The 20,876-nt window shown below is 69.9% G+C and carries 14 protein-coding genes; 7 read left to right on the plus strand and 7 right to left on the minus strand.

Features of this window, described 5'->3' with window-relative positions:
- Nucleotides 1–87: 87 nt before the first annotated feature.
- The 4 genes from WC326_02260 to WC326_02275 all read right to left on the minus strand — a co-directional run bounded on the left by WC326_02260 (nt 88) and on the right by WC326_02275 (nt 3,069).
- Entirely contained in the window at nt 88–549 is a 462-nt protein-coding gene (locus WC326_02260; GenBank protein MFA7329874.1) for a DinB family protein, read from the minus strand.
- Nucleotides 550–977: 428 nt separating this feature from the next.
- The gene (locus WC326_02265; GenBank protein MFA7329875.1) at nt 978–1,619 is read right to left on the minus strand and encodes a trimeric intracellular cation channel family protein; all 642 of its coding nucleotides are present in this window, start codon (nt 1,617–1,619) and stop codon (nt 978–980) included.
- 3 nt (nt 1,620–1,622) lie between these two features.
- Nucleotides 1,623–2,276 (minus strand): hemolysin III family protein, encoded by a 654-nt coding sequence (locus WC326_02270; protein MFA7329876.1) that lies wholly within the window; start codon nt 2,274–2,276, stop codon nt 1,623–1,625.
- Nucleotides 2,277–2,547: 271 nt separating this feature from the next.
- Nucleotides 2,548–3,069, minus strand: coding sequence for a DinB family protein (locus tag WC326_02275; GenBank protein ID MFA7329877.1), 522 nt, complete (start codon nt 3,067–3,069; stop codon nt 2,548–2,550).
- A 242-nt stretch (nt 3,070–3,311) separates the two neighbouring features.
- Between WC326_02275 and WC326_02280 the strand changes: the two genes are divergently transcribed.
- The 7 genes from WC326_02280 (at nt 3,312) to WC326_02310 (ending at nt 13,966) form a co-directional block, all read left to right on the plus strand.
- Complete coding sequence (locus tag WC326_02280; protein MFA7329878.1) at nt 3,312–6,395, plus strand: hypothetical protein; 3,084 nt, start codon at nt 3,312–3,314, stop codon at nt 6,393–6,395.
- Between the two features lie 142 nt (nt 6,396–6,537).
- Nucleotides 6,538–7,905 (plus strand): OmpA family protein, encoded by a 1,368-nt coding sequence (locus WC326_02285; protein ID MFA7329879.1) that lies wholly within the window; start codon nt 6,538–6,540, stop codon nt 7,903–7,905.
- A 300-nt stretch (nt 7,906–8,205) separates the two neighbouring features.
- The gene (locus WC326_02290; protein MFA7329880.1) at nt 8,206–9,657 is read left to right on the plus strand and encodes a tetrathionate reductase family octaheme c-type cytochrome; all 1,452 of its coding nucleotides are present in this window, start codon (nt 8,206–8,208) and stop codon (nt 9,655–9,657) included.
- Nucleotides 9,654–11,522 carry a hypothetical protein gene (locus tag WC326_02295; protein MFA7329881.1) on the plus strand — a complete coding sequence of 623 codons (1,869 nt, stop codon included), beginning with the start codon at nt 9,654–9,656 and terminating at the stop codon, nt 11,520–11,522. The genes WC326_02290 and WC326_02295 overlap by 4 nt, the downstream gene beginning before the upstream one ends.
- Nucleotides 11,522–12,241 (plus strand): cytochrome b/b6 domain-containing protein, encoded by a 720-nt coding sequence (locus tag WC326_02300; protein MFA7329882.1) that lies wholly within the window; start codon nt 11,522–11,524, stop codon nt 12,239–12,241. The genes WC326_02295 and WC326_02300 overlap by 1 nt, the downstream gene beginning before the upstream one ends.
- Nucleotides 12,241–12,777 (plus strand): YeeE/YedE thiosulfate transporter family protein, encoded by a 537-nt coding sequence (locus tag WC326_02305; protein ID MFA7329883.1) that lies wholly within the window; start codon nt 12,241–12,243, stop codon nt 12,775–12,777. The genes WC326_02300 and WC326_02305 overlap by 1 nt, the downstream gene beginning before the upstream one ends.
- Entirely contained in the window at nt 12,764–13,966 is a 1,203-nt protein-coding gene (locus WC326_02310) for a DUF6691 family protein (protein ID MFA7329884.1), read from the plus strand. The genes WC326_02305 and WC326_02310 overlap by 14 nt, the downstream gene beginning before the upstream one ends.
- 30 nt (nt 13,967–13,996) lie before the next feature.
- Here WC326_02310 and WC326_02315 read toward each other — a convergent pair whose 3' ends face one another.
- The 3 genes from WC326_02315 to WC326_02325 form a co-directional block, all read right to left on the minus strand.
- Nucleotides 13,997–15,124: a poly-gamma-glutamate hydrolase family protein gene (locus WC326_02315; protein ID MFA7329885.1), complete on the minus strand. Its 1,128-nt coding sequence runs from the start codon at nt 15,122–15,124 to the stop codon at nt 13,997–13,999.
- 256 nt (nt 15,125–15,380) lie between these two features.
- Nucleotides 15,381–15,980, minus strand: a complete 600-nt coding sequence (locus WC326_02320) for a hypothetical protein (GenBank protein MFA7329886.1) — start codon at nt 15,978–15,980, stop codon at nt 15,381–15,383.
- A 12-nt stretch (nt 15,981–15,992) separates the two neighbouring features.
- Entirely contained in the window at nt 15,993–20,825 is a 4,833-nt protein-coding gene (locus WC326_02325) for a C25 family cysteine peptidase (GenBank protein ID MFA7329887.1), read from the minus strand.
- Nucleotides 20,826–20,876: the final 51 nt, after the last annotated feature.

Below are 20,876 nucleotides of genomic sequence, written 5' to 3' on the forward strand. Positions count from 1 at the left end.
ACAAGATGGCGACTGGCGGGCGGCGGCTCCAGCACAAAGCGCGGCCGCTACAGCTTAGCAGCAGCAGCACGTCCTTGGCGCGCCGGATCAGCCGTCCAGCCAGTGCTCGAGCTGCCGGCGGTGGCGCAGCACGTGGACCAGCGCGTGCTCCAGCAGCTGCTCCAGGTCGTAGACGGTGCCCCAGCCGGCGTGGATGCGCAGGGCCTCCACCTGCTCGTCCGTCCAGTCGGTCTTGTCCGCCAGCAGGTCCCAGGCCTCGGCGGGCAAAGCGCGCAGCCGGGCAACCAGCTCGGCGGCGTCCGGCCCGGGCGGGCTCCAGTCCACTTCGGGCAGTCCGAAGGCCTGGCGCTGCAGGTTGTGATACACATGCGCCGAGTAGAGCACGTGTTCGACCACTTCGCGCACGGTGCGGAACTCGCCCGCTTCAGCCCGGGGCCGATCCAGCGCGGCAGCGTCCAGGGGCAGCAGGAGCGCCTCCACCTCGGCAAGGGCGCGCTGCAGCTCATCAATCAAGGCCCCGAGGGCGCCGGGGCGCGGCGCTGGTTCCATGGCATCCTCCTGTCATCCTGGTAGCGACCCCTTCCCGCTGCAAGGGGGAAGGCAGGGATGGGGGTTCAATGCGTCTTGCTAGTCTGCCGGGGGCCTTGTTTTCCACCTTTCTGCTTGCGCCAGAAAGGTGGAGCCAAAGAGGCGCTTTTTCTCAACCGCCAGAGTCAGGCCACCTCGCGGTGGCCTTCCGCTGGCGGCCGTTCGTTCTTCCTGCAACCGCGTAGTTGGTTCCGCCTGACGGCGTCACCACCTGGTTCTGATTCAGGCCTGAAGGCCTTCACCTCACATGACACAAAACACCTTTGAGTCTTCGTGTTTTCGTGCTCAAGCAAACGGTCGGACGTGTCACGCCCGACCCAGGCCAAGAGCAGTCCATCTTCTGCCTCTGTGCCTCTGTGACTCTGTGGTGAGCTCCCGGTCCTCGGGATCTACTCCGGTTCGTCGGGTGCGGGGACCTCCAGGGCCGGGAGGCGCAGGTTCAGGGCGATGGCCGTCAGGCGCAGGGCCAGGATGGTCAGCATGGCCAGCCAGGCCGTGGCCGGGCGGCTCAGTCCCGTGCTCTGGACGAACAGATAGAGCGAGACGCCGGCGATGCTGGCCGTGGCGTAGAGGGTCTCGGTGGGGCGGAAGAGCAGGGGCACGTCGCCGGAGAGCACGTCGCGCAGGAGGCCGCCGGCCACGCCGGTCATTAGGCCCATCGCCACCACGACGATGCCCGACTGGCCCGCGGACTCCGCCACCTGGGCGCCCACGATGCTGAAAAAGGCCAGGCCCAGCGCGTCGGCGATGAGCAGCAGGCGCCAGGGTGGCTGGGTGAAGCGCACGGCCAAGAGGCTGCCCACGGTGGCCAGCACGGTGGCCCAGAGGTAGACGGGCTCCCGGATCCAAAAGACCGGGTGCAGATCGAGCAGCAGGTCGCGCAGAGTGCCGCCGCCCAGGGCGGTCACGCCAGCCAGAAAGGTGGCGCCGATCAGATCGAAGCGCTTGCGGCCGGCCGCCAGGGCCGCCGAGGCGGCGAACACGGCCACGCCCAGCAGGGCGAACCAGTTGTGCAGCAGGGTGGTGTCCACGGCTCAGCCCGCCAGGGGAATGACGTAGAACAGGATGGCGAAGTAGTGCAGCACGCCGCCGGCCAGCACGAAGACGTGCCAGATGGGATGCCCCCAGGGCAGGCTCTTCCAGGCGTAGAACACGCTGCCCAGCGTGTAGGCGAGCCCGCCCGCCGCCAGCAGGGCCAAGCCGCCGGGTGCCACGTGGCGCAGCAGGGGCAGCACGGCGACCACGATGGCCCAGCCCATCAGCAGGTAAATGGACAGGCCCGCCCAAAGGTGGGTCCGCAGCAGGCGGGTCTGGAAGATGATCCCCAGCAGGGCCAGGCCCCAGACCACGCCGAACAGCGACCAGCCCCAGGGACCGCGCAGGTTGACCAGCGTGAAGGGCGTGTAGGTGCCGGCGATGAGCAGGTAGATGGCGCTGTGGTCGATGACGCGCAATACGGCGCGGACCCGGGGCTGGGTGACGGCGTGGTACAACGTGCTGGCGCCGAAGAGCAGGATCAGCGTGGCGCCGTAGATGCTGCAGGCCGTGACGTGCCAGGGCGTGCCGCGCGTGCTGGCGAAGGCCGTGAGCACGCCCAGGCCCGCCAGGGCGAAGACCAAGCCTACGCCGTGGATGACGCTGCTGGCAATCTCTTCACGCAGGATCAGGGGTCGGACAGGCTGCGCCATCGGGTCCTTCCGATTGTGGCCGGCGGCGCCCCGTGGCGCCGGTTCCTGGTTCGTGGTTCCGGAACCAAGATAAGGCCCACGCCCGTGCATTTCTGACTGACGGTCCAGATTCAACCCCGCCGCACCCCAGCCGCACCAGTCCCGGCCACATCTCCACGAACCTTCAGGCCGAGTCCACCAAAAGCTCTGTGCCTCTGTGCCTCTGTGGTGATGGATCACGAGCGGTCAGCCACGGGCGGTCAGCCAAGGGCCAACCGCCCGCGCCCGGATCCTAGGCCCAGAGATGCATGGTGTTGACCGGCTGGCCCTGCAACTTGAGGTAGTAGAAGAGCTGGCCCTTGTGCTGCTTGAGGTGCTCGACCATCTGCAGCAGACGGTGGCCCAGCAGCACCTGGGAGGGATCCCAGGGCGCCGGGGCGGGCCGCGTTTCCAGCTCCTCTTCACTCACGCCGGCCAGGGTGGCGAGGGCCAGGGCCTGGTCCTCCTCCACCAGGCGGCGCGCCTCGGCCACGCTGGCCACGGCGGGCAGCCGCTCGGCGGGCGGCAGCATGTCCTCGTGGGAGGCCGTGCTGGGATCGAAATCCGCCGGCATGCCCCAGTCCCCCGTCACGAAGCCCTTGAAACAGAAGCCACAGGCGTTGGTGAGGTGGTGGAGCAGCTGGCCCGTGCTCATCCAGTTCTCGCCGGTGGCGGGCTTCCAGTCCAGGGCGCCGTCGTCCACGAGCTCCAGCAATCCGAGAGTGCGGCGGTAAGTGTCGTCGACTTCCGCCTGCAGCAGATCCTTCCACGTCATCGGGGTGTCCTTTCCGGTTGGGTTGTCCCGACGCTCGTCGTCGGGAGTCGCTGCGAATCGTCCACAATCTGCGGCTGGGGTGGGACAGACCCGCACGCGCCCGCAAGATTCCACCCCGCCACGGCCAGGACAAGCCGGAAAGGGGCTGGTCAGCCATTTGACAGGTTGCGGGACGCCGGGCGAGCAGCATTCCGGCGCCCAGCTTCCTACTTTCAGGCAACGCCATCCTCACCGGGGGTTCCATGCCGGCCTCACGCTCCGTGCTCCTTCCCGTCTTCAGTCTGTGGCTCGCGCTGCTGGCGGCCCTGGCCTCGCCCGCGCGGGCCGACTACCTGATCCGCGAGGGAACGGTCCACAAGGAGCAACGCACCGACGCGCTGCCCTGGCTGGACAACCGCACCCACCGCTTCGGCAGCATCTGGCTGACCGTGAACAACTGGGGCTGGCTGGGCAACTTCAACGACTACGACGAGGACGCCTACCTGGACGCCGAGGCGCTGGACTGGGCGCCCCAGTGCGAGGTGCCCGGCGGCAGCCGCGTGCAGTACCTGTTCGCGGCGGGGCTCTGGGTGGGCGCGCTGATCGTCGAGCCCAGCGGCCTGGAGACCGCCCGCGTCAGCACGGGCGCCGACGGCTACGTGGCCGGCGAGGCCCACGAATTCTACCCCGACGACCGCACGCCGATCCTCGAGCGCTCCACGCGCACGGGGGCCTACAACCGGCTGGGCGACCCGGTGAGTAGCGAACTGGCGGTGAGCGAGCAGGACTTCATCGCCGCCTACACGGACACGCTGGTGGACAACCAATTCACGCCGCCGGTGGAGGGCGTGACCCACCGCCCGCTGGGCCTGCGGATCACCCAGAAGAGCTACTCCTGGAGTTACGAGTACGCCAGCCGGCTGCTGATCATCGATTACGAAGTGGAGAACGTGGCCTCGCGCTACCTGAAGAACCTCTTCGTGGGCCTCTACGTGGACGGCGACGTGGGTCGGCGCGGCTACCAGGAGAAGAACCTGGACGACATCGCGGGCTTCATCGAACAGGCCTACGACAGCGCGCGCGGCCAGTGGATCGCCGTCAACACCGCCTGGATCGCCGACAACGACGGCCGCGACGCGGACATCGACCAGGGCAACCAGTTCACCTCGCCCCACGTGACGGGCTTCCGCGTGCTGCGCAGCCCCAATCCCAAACTGCGCACTTCGTTCAACTGGTGGACCTCCAGCCTCAGCGCGGCCCAGGACTTCGGCCCCGCCTGGCAGAGCTGGGGCGGCACGCCGCGCGGCAACTGGAGCCTCCTGCGCGGCACGCCCACCAGCGACGGCGAGAAGTACTTCATCCTCTCCAACGGCGAATTCGATTACAACCAGTGGAGCGTGGACGACACGCCCTGGATCCTGGCCCACCCGCAGGAGTGGCGGGCGGGCGACGGCAGCCTGCTGCGCACGGAGCCCTGGAGCGACCCGGCGGCGGGCTCCTACGACGCGGCGGACGTGGCCAACGGCTACGACACGCGCTACTTGATCAGCTGGGGTCCGATGGGCGTCTACGACCACGTGGACGGCCAGGGCAACTGGGTCTACCGGCTCAACCCCGGCGAGAAGTTCAGCTTCAGCGTGGCCTTGGTGGCGGGCCTCAACTTCCACGCGCCCAACGCGCCCCAGGCCGCCGACGGCACGCTGGACCCCGACCTCTACGACTTCCGCTCGCTGGAGAACAGCGCGCTCTGGGCCCAGCGCATCTACGACAACGAGCTGGTGGACACGCCGGTCTTCGACTTCGGCCAGGACGGCGTCCCCGCCACCCAGGATCTGGACGAGGGGGACGGCGTGCCGGACACGGGGGACGGCTGGTACGGCGAGGACGCGGGGAGCGACGGGCTCTACGCCGTCCTGCCGGGGGACCAGGACAGCGCCGCGGTCTGGTACTTCGGGCACTTCATGGGCTGGTATCGCGGACCCGACGCCGACGGCAGCGAGAACAACGGCCTCTTGGATCCCGGCGAGGACGAGCTGCTTTGGAGCCTGCAGAACTTCGTGGCGGACTCGGGCTTCGTCTGGGCCGGCCCCAAGTTCAGCCAGTCCGGCCACGCCTGGGTCAACGACGGCGCCGGCGGACGCCGGCGGATCAGCCTGGGCGGAAGCGACATCTGCGACTGGTTCATCGGGCACCTGAATCTCAATGGCCTGCTGGACCGGGGCGACGGCATTCCCGACTTCCAGGGGCCGCCGCCGCCGCCGCCGCCCGTGGTGCTGGCCTCCACCGAGGACGAGGCCATCGTGCTGCGCTGGAAGGACAACGCCGAGCGCTACGTGGATCCCTTCAGCCACCTGCGCGACTTCGAGGGCTACCGGGTCTGGGTGGGCGACGAGAACCTCGAGGGCCGCTACGCCCTGCTGGCCGAGTACGATCGGGTGGACTACGCCTACTTCGACCGCGAGGGCCTCTTGCGCAGCCTGCCCGACTCGCGGGGCTTCGGCGAGGCGCCGCCCGACTCGACGGAGGAGAACTGGAACCGCCAGGCGGTGGGCCCCAACAACGGTCTGGAGGCCATTCGCCGCCCCCACGGCTGGACCGAGCCCTTCGAGGACCTGAACGGCGACCTGGTCTGGAACAGCCCGGAACCCTACAGCGACCGTAACGGCAACGGCCAGTGGGACGCGGGCGAGCCCTTCCAGGACCTGGACGCCAACCGCCAGCGCGACGCGGGCGAGCCCTTCAGCGACGAGAACGGCAACAGCCAGTACGACGTGGCCGCGGACTACACGGTCTATGAGTTGCGACTGGCGCCGGTGCGCTCGCTCTTCCCGCGCTGGTACGCCGTGACCTCCTACGACTACGGCGACTTCTTCACCGGCACGGAACCCCTGGAGAGCGCCCGCACGGCCAACGCCCAGCGCCTGGCGCCCTCCGGGCTGGCCAGCCGCAAGGTGGGCGTGGTGCCCAATCCCTACCGGCTGGACCAGGATTACACCACGCGCTACATGGTCGGCTTCGGCGGCGGCGACGGCCTGGCCTGGGAGAATCAGGACGACGGCGACCCGCAGTACCTGCCGCAGCAGGACCGGCGGCTGGACTTCTTCAACCTGCCCGAGAAGTGCCTGATCCGTATCTACACGGTGGCCGGCGACCTGGTGCAGATCCTGCCCCACAACCTCCAGGGCGACGCCAACCTGCGCTGGGCCAGTCCGCACTCCGAGAGTTGGGACCTGAACAACCGCAATTTCCAGCAGGTGGCGCCAGGCCTCTACTACTTCTCGGTGGAGGACCAGACCCCGACTCAAAAGGGCAACGTGCAGGTGGGGACCTTCGTCATCGTGGGCTGAGGGTCTTCCGCCCGCTGTGACCCCGATCACTCCCATGCGAAGAGCGGAATTGCGTTCTTGAGACCGTCGCACCGGATCGAGTCCCCTCCAACGGGGCGCGAGACATGAACAACACCAAGTGATAAACCACAGGAGTGTACCCATGAACTGGGTTGCAACGGGATTGTGCGTGCTGCTGGGATCTTCCCTCAGCGCCCAGGCGATTGAGCGCGCCAAGAAGGTGGAACTGGGGCTGGACGTGGGCGTGGCCTCGTATTGGGGCGATCTCGACGACGGCGACTGGATGCCCCTGGGCGATCTGGCCGCGCACTACTGGTTCTCCGACAAGCTGGCGGGCGGGTTGGTGGTGGCGGGCACGAACCTGCGCGCCGAAGACCAGAACGTCGGCTTCAAGACGCCGCTGACCGCGGTGATGGGTCGGCTGAAGTGGCTGCCCTTCCGTGAGATGGCCGTCAACCCCTACCTGAGCCTGGGCCTGGAGTGGGTCAGCTTCAACGCCGAGGATTCGGAGAACGACGAGCAGCATCCGGCCTACCACGACTGGAGCAAGAACAGCGACGTCAGCGCCCTGGCCCTGCCCTTCGGCGTGGGACTGAGCCACGACCTCACGGACAACTTCGCCTTGAACCTGGAAGCCCTCTACCACACCAGCACCACCGACTTCCTGGACGACTGGGAAGGCGGCGACGCCGACGACGGCTGGTACACGGTGACGGCCGGCCTGGCCTGGGTGCCGGGCAAGCCCCGGGATACGGACGGCGACGGCCTGATCGACAAGCTGGACAAGTGCCCGACGGAGCCTGAGGATCAGGACGGCTTCCAGGACGCGGACGGCTGCCCGGATCCCGACAACGACGGCGACGGCATCCTGGACGTGAAGGACAAGTGCCCGAACGAGAAGGAAGACGCCGACCAGTTCCAGGACGCGGACGGCTGCCCGGATCCCGACAACGACGGCGACGGCATCCTGGACGTGAAGGACAAGTGCCCGAACGAGAAGGAAGACGTCGACCAGTTCCAGGACGAGGACGGCTGCCCCGATCCCGACAACGACGGCGACGGCATCCTGGACGTCAACGACAAGTGCCCGAACGAGCCCGAGACGGTCAACGCCTATCGCGACGAGGACGGCTGCCCGGACAAGAAGCCCGAGGTGCAGGTGGAAGCCGGCAAGTCCATCGTGCTGGAAGGCATCAACTTCGATTCGGGCAAGTCCACGTTGAAGCCCGAATCCGCCGAGCCGCTGGGCAAGGTGCTGCGCACCCTGCAGGAGAATCCTGAGATCGAGGTGGAGATCCAGGGCCACACGGACAACCAGGGCAAGGCCCAGATGAACCGCAGCCTCTCCCAGAGCCGCGCCGACACGGTGATGGCCTGGCTGGTGGAGCGCGGCATCGAGCCCGCCCGCATGCGGACCAAGGGTTTCGGACCGGACCAGCCCGTGGCGGACAACGCCACGCCGGAAGGCCGCGCCCAGAACCGCCGCATCGAGTTCCTGCGCCTCAAGTAGCCGCAGCTTCTCACCGGCCTTTCCTCGCCCCGTCGCCAGCTGGCGGCGGGGCGTTTTCTTGTCGGATCCGCCCGCGCTGCCTGCCGACCCCCTGTTTTGAAAATGAATTATCAATTCATATTATGAACCAATTCCTGGAGACGTGGCGAAGTTCCTGATTGATGCTGTTCATCATCATTGACTTCGAGCAATTCGCCAGCCGGCTGATGAGAAAGTCTCAGCTTCACTGGTGATTTTCTTGACAGCCTGTGTTATCATGTCCCGTGAATTTTCATGCTATCAATTATTTCAGGAATCCGCATGTTGTCTGTTCCCCATCTGCCTTGGTCGCGCGGCCTGCGAGCGCTCGGCCTGGGACTGCTGCTGTTGAGTGCCGTCCCGGTCTCCGCCGCCGTGCGCCGACCGGCCCCGTCCCGGCCGCACACCGATCATGAGAGCTTCTTCCAGACGCCGCTGGGTGACGGTCCGGCGGTGACCCGGGCCTGCCTGCGCTGCCACCCGGACGCGGCGCGCGAAGTGATGGGCACGGCCCACTGGAACTGGGTCGGGGATCCCGTCCCCCTGCCCGGCGGCCGGCGCGAGGCCATCGGCAAGAAGAACCTGCTCAACAACTTCTGCATCGGCATCCAGGGCAACTGGCCGCGCTGCACCAGCTGCCACGCGGGCTATGGCTGGGAGGACGAGCACTTCGACTTCAGCCGCGCCGAGAACGTGGACTGCCTGGTCTGCCACGAACACACGGGCGGGGGCTACCGCAAGGGACTGGCCGGGCAGCCCGAAGCCGACGTGGACCTGCTGGCGGCGGCGCGCAGCGTGGGCCGGCCCACCCGCCAGAACTGCGGCTCCTGCCACTTCAACGGCGGCGGCGGGGACGCCGTGAAACACGGCGACCTGGACCAGAGCCTGCTGCATCCGGAGACGCGCGTCGACGTGCACATGGGCGGCCACGGCTTCCAGTGCGTGGACTGCCACGCGGGCAGCCACCACGAGCTGCCCGGGCGCGTGATGTCGGTCAGCGTGGACGATCACAACCACCTCTCCTGCCTGAAGTGCCACTCCACCGGCGCGCACAAGGACCAGCGCCTGAACGCCCACGAAAACGCCCTGGCCTGCCAGACCTGCCACATCCCCAGCATGGCCGTGGACGAAGGCACCAAGCTGGACTGGGACTGGTCAACGGCCGGCGACGCCCGCCGGGAGGCGGCCCTGGGCGACCCGCACCGCTACAAGGCCATCAAGGGCAGCTTCATCTGGGAGGAGGACGTGACGCCCGTCTACGCCTGGTACAACGGCAGCTCCACCCACTACCTGCTGGGGGAGCGCATCGACCCCAGTCGGCCCACCCGGCTGGCCGGACCCCTGGGCGACATCCGGGACCCCAAGGCCCGGATCTGGCCCTTCAAGCTGCACACGGGCAAGCAGATCTACGACACGAAGCACAAGACCCTGCTGGTGCCCAAGACCTACGGCGAAGGCGGCTACTGGACAGACTTCGACTGGGACAAGGCCGCCCGCCTGGGCTGCGAGAAGACCGGTCTGCCCTACTCCGGCAGCTACGATTTCGCCCCGACGGAGATGTTCTGGCCTCTCTCCCACATGGTCACCGAGTCCTCCAAGGCCCTGCAGTGCCAGGACTGCCACGGCAAGCCGGGCCGGATGAACTGGAAGGCGCTGGGCTACCGGGGGGATCCGCTCACCCACGGAGGGCGGCAAGGCCAGCCGGCCCGTGGCCGCCGGAGGGTCGCCCGATGAAGCGTCCGCTGACCCTGGCGCTGCTGGCCCTGGCGACGCCCGTGCTGGCCGGCCTGCATCCGGCCTTCGTCCTGCTGGACAGCGCCGGGCGGCCCGTGTTGGAGAGCGGCGCGCCCTATTCGCCGGACCAGACCTGCGGCGGCTGCCACGACGTGGAGGCCATCCACGAGAGCAGCGTCCACGGCTGGCTGGGCGCCGGATTGGAATTCACCGACCAAGAGCGGCGCCAGGCGCGGCCCTGGGAGCGGGGTCCCGCGCCCTATGACCGCTGGGATCCGCTGCTCTACGCCCCCGGGCCCGCGGGTCCGGAGGCCGACGCGGACTGGCTGAGGCGGGTGGGTCCGCGCCACGTGGGCGGCGGTCCGGCCCTGGCCCTGGGCCTGGAAGAGGACTGCCTGCTCTGCCACCTGGCATCCGCCAGCGTGGAAGGGCGCCGGGAGGCCCTGCGTCTGGACCGGCCGGCCTGGGCCGCCAGCGCGGCGCTGCTGCCCACCGGCCTGCTGGAGACCACGGCCGGCGGCTGGCGCTGGCGCCGGGAGGCCTTCGACGCCCAGGGCCAATGGCCCATCGATCTTCTGCCCCTGGGCGATCCGGACGACGAGCGCTGCGGCCAGTGCCACGGCCTGGTCTGGCAGGAGCGCGACGCCCTGAGCCTGGCGGGGGCGGCGGGCTGGCGGCGCGATCCCGCCGCGTTCATCTACAGTCCCCAGCGCGTCAGCGACTCCGGCCTGAACCTGGCCGGCAAGCAGGGCCTGGACCGCAGCTGGGACGTGCACGCGGAGCGTCTGCTGAGCTGCACGGACTGCCACGCCTCCGTGGACAATCCGGCCCGCGCCGCCCTGCCGCGGGAGGACAGCCCGGCGCACCTGCTGGCCGACACCCGCGGGCTGGATCCCGGCGAGTTCCTGCACAGCCCCTCCCACCGGCTGGTGGGCGGCTGGCTGAGCGGCCAGGAGACGGATGGCGCCGGACTGACCTGCACCGTGTGTCACAGCGCCGAGACCGAGCATGCCTGGCTGCCCAATACGCGCCTGCACCTGCAGGCCTTGAGCTGCGAAGCCTGCCACATCCCCGACCTGCCGGCGGGCGCCCGGCTGCAGCTCGACTGGACCGCCCTGGACGAGGCGGGCCAACCGCTGGAGAGCTGGCGCGGGAGTGCGGGCGACCCGGCGGATCTTCGCCTGCTGCAGCACGGGGCCCGGCCGTTGCTGTTGCCCCAGGCCGTGGACTACGGCCGCGCGCGCCTGCAGCCCGTGCTGCTGGAAAGTGTCTGGCTCTGGGTGGCGGGGGATCCTCCCCAACCCGTGCCGCTGGAGATCCTGCGCCGGGCCTGGCAGGGCCTGGAGGCCGAACCGGCGCGCCTGGCGCCCTTCGACGCCAACCACGACGGCCGGGCGGAGGCCGCCGAGCGGCGCTTGGACAACCCGGCCAAGGTCGGCGCCATCCAGGCGCAGCTGGTGGCCGCCGGCCTGACGGACGCGCGCATCGTGGCCCAGCTCCGGCCCCAGCCGCTGCACCACGGCGTCACCCGCGGCACGCACGCCCTGCGGGCCTGCACAGACTGCCACCATCCCCAGGGCCGGGTGACGGGCGCCTACCAAGTGGCCGCCTGGGTGCCCGGCGAGGTGCTGCCCGACGTCGTGTGGGACGGGGGAGGGCTGGCGGACGCCACCCTGGAGCGCCACGCGGACGGCAGCCTGTGGCTGAAGCCCGGCCGCCGGAACGGTTCACCCTACGTGATGGGCGCCGCAGGCCTGGGCACGACGGATCACCTGGGTCTGCTGCTGACGGGCCTCGTGCTCGGCGGCGCCGGCCTGCACGGGGGCCTGCGCTGGCGCGCCTCCCGCCGAAAGGAGCGCATCTGATGGCCCGCATCTACTACTACACGCTCCACGAACGCATCTGGCACTGGCTGCAGGCAGTGGCCATCCTGCTGCTGATGTGGACGGGCGTGGAGATCCACCACCCGCAGACCTGGTCGCTGCTGGGCTTCCAGACGGCCACCACGCTCCACAACCTGCTGGGCTTTGCGCTGATCGCCAACGCCGTGCTGGGTCTGCTCTACCACATCTTCACCGAGGAGATCCTGCAATTCATCCCGCATCCCCGCGGCTTCTTCGACATGGCCTGGCGGCAGGCCGCCTACTACCTGCGCGGCATCTTCCGCGGCGAGCCCCATCCCATCGAGAAGGACCCGGACAACAAGCTCAATCCGCTGCAGAAAGTGACCTACCTGCTGGTGCTGAACCTCCTGCTGCCGGCCCAACTGGTCACCGGCCTGCTGATCTGGGGCGCCCAGCGCTGGCCGCTGCTCACCGAAGGACTGGGCGGACTGGCCTGGCTGGGCACCGTGCACACGCTCATCGCCTGGTCCTTCGCCGCCTTCCTGCTGATGCACATCTACCTGGCCACCACCGGCCACACGCCCCTGGCCAACATCAAGGCCATGCTGGTGGGCTGGGAGGAGCTGCACGCCAGTGAAAAGCAGCCCGCGGGCCAGCCCGCCCCCGCCCGGCGCTACGGATTGCCCCAGGTGGGTCGCATCGAGGCGCACCACACCAGCACGACGCAGGGAGACGAATGATGGACTCCGCACCCCGCTACTGGAACTCCTACGCCGCCGGCCTGCTGCTGGGCGTGCTGCTCTTCCTGGCCTTCGCGCTCACCAGCAACGGGCTGGGAGCCTCCGGCGGCCTGCAGCGGCTGACCACGTTCGCCACGGACCTGCTGGCCCCGGCGCACGTGGACGAGACGCCCTACCTGGCCAAACTGGCCGGCTCGGGCCGCAACGCGCTGGACAACTACCTGGTGATCGAGCTGGCCGGCGTGCTGCTGGGCGGCTTCCTCTCCGGCTGGTTCCACCGCCGCCTGGGCGTTGAGACCTATCGGGGCCCGGGGATCCGGCCGCGGCAACGCTGGTTCTGGGCCTTCCTGGGCGGCTCGCTGATGGGCTTCGGTGCCCGCTTGGCCCGGGGCTGCACATCGGGACAGGCCCTCTCGGGCGGCGCCGTGCTCTCCGCCGGCTCCTGGGCCTTCATGTTGTCGGTGTTCGCCGGAGGCTACGGCGTGGCCTGGTTCGCGCGCCGCCTGTGGACGGGAGGCACGCATGTTTCCGCTTGATCTCGCCCTGCAGCTGGGAAAGGCCGGCAGCACGCTGGTCCTGCTGCTCATCGGCACGGCCTTCGGCTGGGTGCTGGAATCTGCCGGGTTCGGCGACTCCCGGCGCCTGGCCGGCCAGTTCTACTTCAAGGACCTGGCCGTGTTGCGCGTGATGTTCACGGCCATCGTCAGCGCCATGCTGCTCATCTTCTGGGCCACGGCGCTGGGCTGGCTCTCCTACGAGGACGTGTGGGTGAACCCGACCTACTGGTGGCCCGGGATCGCGGGCGGCCTGGTGATGGGCGTGGGCTTCATCCTGGGCGGCTACTGTCCGGGCACCTCGCTGGTCAGTCTGGCCACCTTCAAACTCGACGGGCTGTTCTTCGTGCTGGGCGCCCTGGCGGGCATCACGGTCTTCGGCGAGACGGCGGACGGCATCGCGGCCTTCGCCAACAGCGGTTCCGCCGGGCGCCTGACGCTGCCGGAGCTGGCGGGCGTGGACGCGGGCTGGGTGGCCCTGGCCGTCGTGCTGATGGCCTTGGGGATGTTCTGGGGCGCCAACCGTCTGAAGGACTGGTCCACGGGCCAGTCGGAGCCGCGCACGCGCCTGGCCGTCGCGGGGCCCTGGCTGCTGCTGGCGGCCGCGGCGGGGCTGGTGCTGGTGGGCCAGCCCGACTGGCGCGAGCGCTGGGCGGGACTGGATGAGGCCCAGGCCCGGTTGCGCGAGCGCCGGGTGCAGATCCAGCCCGCGGAACTGGCCAGCCTGATGCTGGACCCGACCGTCAACCTGCAGCTGCTGGACGTGCGCGGCGAAGCGGACTACAACCTCTTCCACCTGCGGGGCGCCGTGCGGCTGGAAGCCGACGGGCTGGAGCGGCTGATCCGCGGCGGCCTGCCCGAGGGCGCCGTGCTGGTGTTGACGGGGAACGGCGAGGAGCGGGCGACGGAGGTCTGGCGCGAGCTGCAGGCCCGGCGTGTGCCCAACGTCTACCTGCTGGAAGGCGGGTTGAACGCCTGGCTGGCCCGCTATGGCGGCGGCCTGCAGGCCCGGCCCGGGGCGGGGGCGGACGACGCGCGCTGGGTCGTGCCCGTGGCGCTGGGCGAACGCTGGCCCGCAGCCTGGCCCGACATGCACCACTCCAGCAAGCCGGAGTTCGAATCCAAGGTCAAGCTGGCCGGGGGCGGCAAGAAGAGCGGTGGTTGCGGCTAAGTTCTTCGCCGCGCCGGCGCGGGCCGGAACTCAGGGACGCGGCTCGCCCTGCTCCACCCAGATCAGCTGCTCGACGGGGAAGCCCAACCCGCGGGCCTTCTCCAGCAGGGGCTCCAGCTCGGCCCGGGGCACCTGGGGCTCCCGGGCCAGGATCCACAGCCACTGGGTGCCCGGGCCGCTCACCAGCGCCAGCCGGTAGTCGGGATCCAGCTCCAGGATGTTGTAGGCGCCGTAGAAGGGTCCGAAAAAGGAGACCTTCAGCCGGCCCTGGCTGGGATCGCCCACGGGCAGGGCGCGGCCCACGGCCTGCTTCCAGCGTCCGGCCCGGGCGTCGTAGCCGCGGTTGACCACGCGGATCCGCTCGCCGTCGCCGATGTACTCGGCCGTCACGTGGCTGAGCCCGCGCTCGAAGCGGTGGTCCAGCCGGGCGATCTCGTGCCACACCCCCAGGTAGCGCGCCGCCTCGAAGCCCTGCACGACTTGAGCGCCCGTGGGCAGCCCCTGGCAGCCCGGCACCCCCAGCAGTCCCAGCAGCGCCAGCACTCGAACTCCCTGCCAACCGGTTCGTCCCCGCATCTCGTCCTCCCGTTTTCCATCCCGCTCCAACAGGACGCGGCGCACCGTGTCCACGAAGAGCGGCAGGCGCTCGCTGTCCCGCAGCTCCTGGGTCAGCTCCAATTGCACGCCCGCTCCGCGGGCGCCACGGTTGCAGATGTTGGCCGGATCCTCGCCGCGCCAGGCGTGGCCCGCGCTGGTGGCCTGGAAGCCCGCCGCCGCCAGGGCCCGGGCCAGCTCGTCGCGCAGCCCGTGATCCAGTCCGCCCAGGTAGACGTGCTCCTGGCCGCCCCCCGAGCCGCAGCCGTGGACGGCCAGCACAATCTCGTGCCCCGCCGTCAGGCGCAACGCGCGCGGCTCGTCGAAGTGGTGGCTGGTCAGGTGCAGGCGCTGGTTGTGGGACGGGCTGATCCCCAGGAAGGCGTAGTAGCTGAACTCGCGCCCGGCGATGGCCCGGGCGATCTCCGCCGTGCCGCGTTCGATCCGCCCGCCGTGGGGGGCCAGCACCAGCACGCGGCTGGCGCGGCGCCGGCGCTCGGGCCAGAAGTCGCTGCCCAGGGATTCGTGGCGGGCCAGTTCGCGGTAGTTTGGATAGCGGTCCATTCTTCCTCGCAGAGCGCACGAGAGACCCCGCCGAAGCGGGGTCTCAGTGTCAGCATCACTTGAGTCTTGCGACTCGAGTTGCGGAGCCTATTCGGTCTCCGCACAAGGCTGGGCGATATGGGCAAACATTTCTTCGACCATTGGCGACCCTCCTTGTTTAAGGATGTTGGCTCTTCCATCGGCAAGCATAGGGCTTGTCTTCAGCCCGCCCAAGAGAAAAATCCACTCTTTTCAAAGTGCCGCCGGCCGGCCGCGCTCAAAGCGAGTGGATGCCCGCCAGCAGGACCTCGAGGGAATCCGCCCCGCCGGCATACTGGAAGCCGGAAAGAACCGTGCGCACCTGCGCTCCGGACTCGGAATAACGTCCCAGTTTGAACAGACTCCAGGCCGCGATCTTGCGCAGCGAGCGGTGGGTCACCGCGCCGCGGTGGGCGAACTGGTAGCCCGAGCCGCCGGCCTCCGCCGCGTCCAGGGCCCACTCCAGCGCCGCCACCGTGTCGTTGGCCGCGTTGTGGAACTCGGCCAGCCCGGCCCAGGCGTCCACGTAGTCGGGCCGCAGCCGGTCGGCCTGCTCAAAGGCCGTCCGCACGCCTTCGCGCTGGTCGCCGAACCCGCCCTGGGCCTGCAGGGCCGCACGGCTCCAGCCCAGGCCGCACCAGGCCTCGGCGGCCGTCGGATCGGCGTCCACGGCGCCCAGGAACTCCTCCCCCGCCGCCTGCCAGTCGCCCTGTTCGTACGCGCTCCAGGCCGCTCCCAGATTCGGGGCGCCGGACTCGTCGTCGTCCGCGCAGCCGGCTGCCAATCCCAGGGCCAGCAGGGCCACGCCCAGTCGAACCGTGTGCTTCACGCTGTTCATGCGCCCACCTCCTTAGCGAACCAGCAGCATGCGCTGGGTTTGGGCCTGTCCGTCGAACTCCAGTCGGGCCAGGTAGAGCCCGCTGGCCACGGGCGCGCCGGCCGCGTCGTGGCCGTCCCAGCGCACCTGGTGCGAGCCCGCCTGCAGGCGGCCCACCGCCAGCCGGCAGACCTGGGCGCCCGCCAGATTGTAGATGACCAGCTGCGGCTCGCCCTCCTGCGGCAGCTCGAAGCGGATCCAGGTCTCGGGGTTGAAGGGATTGGGATAGTTGCCCGTCAGGCGGAAGGTGCCGGGCAGCGGCCCCTCCACGCTTCCGGCCCGCATCAGGCCCACCCGCGCGTCCTGCTCCAGCCGGGCCCGCAGGCCGGCGCCCGTGCGCTCTTGTTCCAGCGCGCGCCACTGGCCGTCCAGCCGGGCGGCCAGCACGGTCCCCTCCGGGGCCGGCAGCGTGAGCTCGGCGAAGTCCACGCCCGCGGGCAGCCGCAGCTCCAACGCATGCAACCCGCCCGGCAGCTCCAGCAGCCGCGCGTCGTCCGCCGTCCGAACGCCCAGCGCCACGGCCCAGCCGCTGCCGCCGCTCCACTCCAGGCCCAGCTCCGCCGCCGGCAGATCCAGCCGTCCCGCCAGGAAGGGTACGGCGGCCAGGGGCAGCTCCTCCAGGACGTCCAGGCCGTGCAGGTCGACGGCCTCCAGGCGCAGCACGCTGGCGCCCTCGGCCAGCTGGGCGCGCAGATAGCGCAGTTCGCGGCCGCCGGAGATGCCCGTCGAGCCCGGATCCGGCTCCAGCTCCAGCAGTTCCTGGCCGGCCCCGCCCAACACCACGGCCCGCAGGGAGGCCAGCGCCTCGCTGCTCAGCAGGCCCAGTTCCAGGTGGCCGGGGAACAGGTTGGAGGCCAGCAGGGCGGCGCTCAGCGCAGGCGCCGTGGCGTCCACGGCGAAGCTCAGACGGCCCTGGAGCGAGACGTAGTGCGTGGTGTCCACCTGGGCCGTCAGGTCCAGGAAGAGGGGCTGGTTCTCCGGCAGGCTGAGGCCCAGCGCGGCCAGGTCCAGCTCGCCCGCCGCGCTGACAGTCCGGCGCAGCAGTTCGGCCGTGGCCGACGAGACCACCACTTCATATTCGATGTCCGTGCGCTGCAGGATCTGGGCGAAGTCCGCGTGGTCCCAGCGCAGGACGGGCTGGCGCGTGCGCAGCCACTGCTGAGGCTGCGGCTCCAGGATGCGCACCCGGTAGGACGAGTCGTGCAGCGGCTGGCGCGTGGTGAAGAGCACGCCGCGGCCCGAGGCGATCTCCACGCAGCCCGGCGAGGGATAGCCCGAGTAGCTCACCTGCAGGCCGATGTCGTGGCCGAAGTTCTCCATGCCGCAGGTGGCGAAGTTGTTGTCCTGGTCCAGATCGGTGACGTCCTTCCACTGCACCAGCAGCTCGCTGTCCCCCGTGGGCGTGGGCCGGGCCGTCTGGTCGTAGAGGATGAGCTGGAACTCCTGCTTGGGCTGGCCTTCCGCCAGATAGTTGTAGCGGTTCCAGGTGCGGCTCCAGGAGATCACCACCCGGCCCTCGGCCGCGTCGTGGCGCCAGTAGACAGGCACGTAGGTGCTGTCGTTGGTGCCGTCCACGCGCTGGGGTTTCAGGTCGTCCCAGAAGGCGGCGATCAGGTTGGGCGGACCCAGGCTGCTGGGCAGGTTCCAGTTGCGGAAATCGTTGATCCAGGTGTCGCCCAGCGCGACCCAGCCGTTGGAGCAGACACTCAGGCGGTCGGTCGTCCGGCCGTAGTGGGTCACCGGGAAGGGCAGCACGATGGTGGTCACGTCGTCGTCGCCCAGCAGCAGGCGCTGCGCGCCGGAGCCGCCGTAGGCCGGATCCAGCTCCACCCAGTCGTACTCCGGCCGGATGCGCACGTCGAAGTCGCCGCTCTCGATGGCGTAGTAGCCGTGGGCGTCGGGACCATAGGGATCCTCGGGCAGGATGGAGCCCACGGGCAGCGGCAGGCTGAGTTCGGCCAACCGGCCGCCCTCTTCAGCCTGGACCCGCACCGTCAGGGCCTGGCCCGTGAACAGGCCGGCCCCGCCCTCCAGCGCGAAGGCGACGGCCGCATCGGCGCCCAGGGCCAGGGCGGGCAGGCTGAGCGGCCCGTCCACCACGAGCACGCGGGGGTCGTCGCTGAGCAGGCTCAAGCTGGCGCCGGGCAGCGCGTAGGCGCCCGTGTTGCGCAGCACGAGGTCCAGGGTGTCCAGTTGGCCCGTGAGCAATTGGGCCGCGCCCGAGCGCCACTGCGCCGAGACCAGTTCCAGCGCCAGGTTGGCGGCGCTCAAGCGACCGTCGGCGACGCCCGTGTAGGCGCCGGCCGCCAGGTCGGTGACCAGGTGCAGCGGGGCCAGGTTGGGCACGTCGGCGGCCAGGCGGAGCTGAAAGGCCTCGCTGGTGGTGACCTGCTCGCCGGCGCCCAGGGCTGGGATGGCCAGTTCGCCGTCCAACAGGCTGAAGTAGTCGGGCAGGCTTTCCCAGAGGGCGGGATCGCGCAGGCTGGCGCTGCCCGCGGGCAGGGCCGCGCTGCCGCTGTTGCGCAGGCTGAGCCGCACGCTCAGGGTCTCGCCGGCCAGCAGGCTGCCGTCCGGCGTCTCCTCGCCCACGCTCAAGCCCGTCAGTTCCAGGGCCGCCGCGGAAGGCGTCACGCTCAGCTCGCGCTGGGCGGGCATGTAGTCGATGTGGTCGGCGGTCAGCACGGCGGCCAGTCCGGTCGCCAACAGGCCGGGATCCACGTTCAATAGTAGGTGGCCGGCCCGGCTAACGCCGCGGGCCAGCAGCAGGCCGCCGTCCGCGCCGGCGGTCAGGGTCACCGTGGCGCCGTCCACGGGTTGCCCCTGGTGGTCATTGACGCTCACTTCCAGCACGGACTGGCCGGGCCGCAGGAGCGCGTCCGACTCCAGCGCCAGGCTGGTGGGGATGGCGCGCCAGATCTTCAGGTCCGGGTCGCCCAGCACGTTGTAGATGTGGAAGTAGAAGTAGCTGCTGAAGCGGTCGGTGCGCTCGCGCGGGTAGCCGTTGTAGAGCTCCATCTTGCCGTTCAGCAGGGCCGGCCCAATGCTCGTGATGTCCAGGTCGAAGATGGCGTTGAAGAAGCCGCTGCAAACCGGGTTGTTGTACTGGGTGCGCGTGTGCAGGTCGCTGGGACCCACGAAGGCCACGGCGCCGCGCCAGTCGCCGGGGCTGCCCAGCCGCACGAACTTCTCGCCGAAGCAGGGATCCTCCACCACCACGTCGCCGGCCCCCTGTCCGAAGGCGCCGGTCTGGCAGACGAAACTGCCCACCACGGGCATCCGCATCACGTTGCCCAGGGCCTCGATGTCGTCGCGGTCGAAAGCGGGGTAGATCCAGCCGTTGGAATTGGCCCAACCCCGATAGCTGACGATGCCGCGCCCCTGGTTGAGCGCGGAGCTGATCAGCCCGCCGCCGTCGGTGACGGGCGGGTAGAAGATGCTGTCCTGGGCCGTCAGCGTGAAGCCGTTGGCGCGCAACTTGTCGATGACCCAGCGGCTGGTCTCGTTGGGGCTGACGGGCGGCGTGCCCGTGTCGCTGTAGTTGCAGCTCACCACCAGCCCACGGGTCAGCCAGTCGCTGGAGGCCACCAGCGGGCTCTTCTCGTGGATCACGGGTTTCTGGGCCATCACAAAGAGCTGCGAAATGCTGTCCACGCTGAAGCGCCCCACGAAGAGCTCGGGGAAGTAGTCCTCGCCCTCCTGCAGCGCGTAGAAGTGGTCGCTCACGTCGTAGTCGCCGGTGTGGGCCTGGACCACGCTGTCCGGGCAGGCGGCCTCACCGTCCACGTCACCCACCAGCAGCAGGTACTCGGGTCGCAAAAGTTCCCATTGGGTGTGCATCCAGTCGCGCAGCGCGCCGAAACTGATGCTCGTCCCGCCGCCGGGGATCTGGTCGAAGGGCACGATGCGCACGTCGAAGCCCTTCTCGCGCTTCCACTTGACAAACTCGGCCATGTTGGCCGGATCGTTCAGGTAGTTGGGCGAGCCGGTGATCAGGTAGATCGGAAAGACGCTCTCGTCCACCTGGCTGTAGAACTGGCCGTGGTTGGGCACCAGGTCGTCGTAGATCCGCTCCATGTTGCCCGACCAGCTGTGCAGGGCGCGCAGCTCGTTGCCGCCCACGGCCGGCGCCGCCGTCCAGGCCAGGGGTCCCACCGGCTCGCCGGCGGGCGCGGTGCCGTACTCCAGGCGCAGGCGCAGGGACTCCACCAGCTGCACGCTGCCGGCGTGCACGAGCACGGGATGCAGGGTCAGGGAGACCAGGCGCAGGTCGCGGAAGATCACGGGCTCGCCCAACAGAACGGGCTTGTCGAAGCCCGCCGCCGCCAGGGCCGCGCGGCCCGCGGCGGATTCCGGCTCCAGCGCCGCACGGTCGCCGTCGGGCAGCGTGTTGGCCTGCTCCTCGGCGCGGCCCAGCCCCAGCGTCACGCCGGGCAGGGGGCGCAGGGTCAACTCCTCCACCACCACGCGCACCTCGCCGCCGGCGGGGACTTCCAGCCAGCGCGACTCCCGCGGCAGCAGCGGCAGGCCCGTGCTCTCGCCCTCGCGGGCGGGCCCGCTGGTCAGGAAGCGCGAGGTGCCGTCGCGCTGCTCCACGCGCCAGACCTCGCCCGGCTGCCAGTCCAGCGTGGTGGCCGCTCCAGCGGGGCGGACCTCCAGCCGGGCCGGCCCGCTCAGCAGGCTCTCGGTGGAGGTGATCCGCGCGGGATCCTGGTTCTCGGCCAGGGGCGGCGTGCCTGCCAGGCAGCGTCCGCCCAGCGCCAGGGCGCCGGCCAACATCAGGGCCTGGAGGAATCGGCTCTTGCTCATGGGCTCTCCCTGCACTCGGGTTTCGTCGTCGTCGTCGTAGTCGTCGGGTGG

Source organism: Candidatus Delongbacteria bacterium, assembly GCA_041675285.1.
GTDB lineage: Bacteria > CAIWAD01 > CAIWAD01 > CAIWAD01 > CAIWAD01 > CAIWAD01.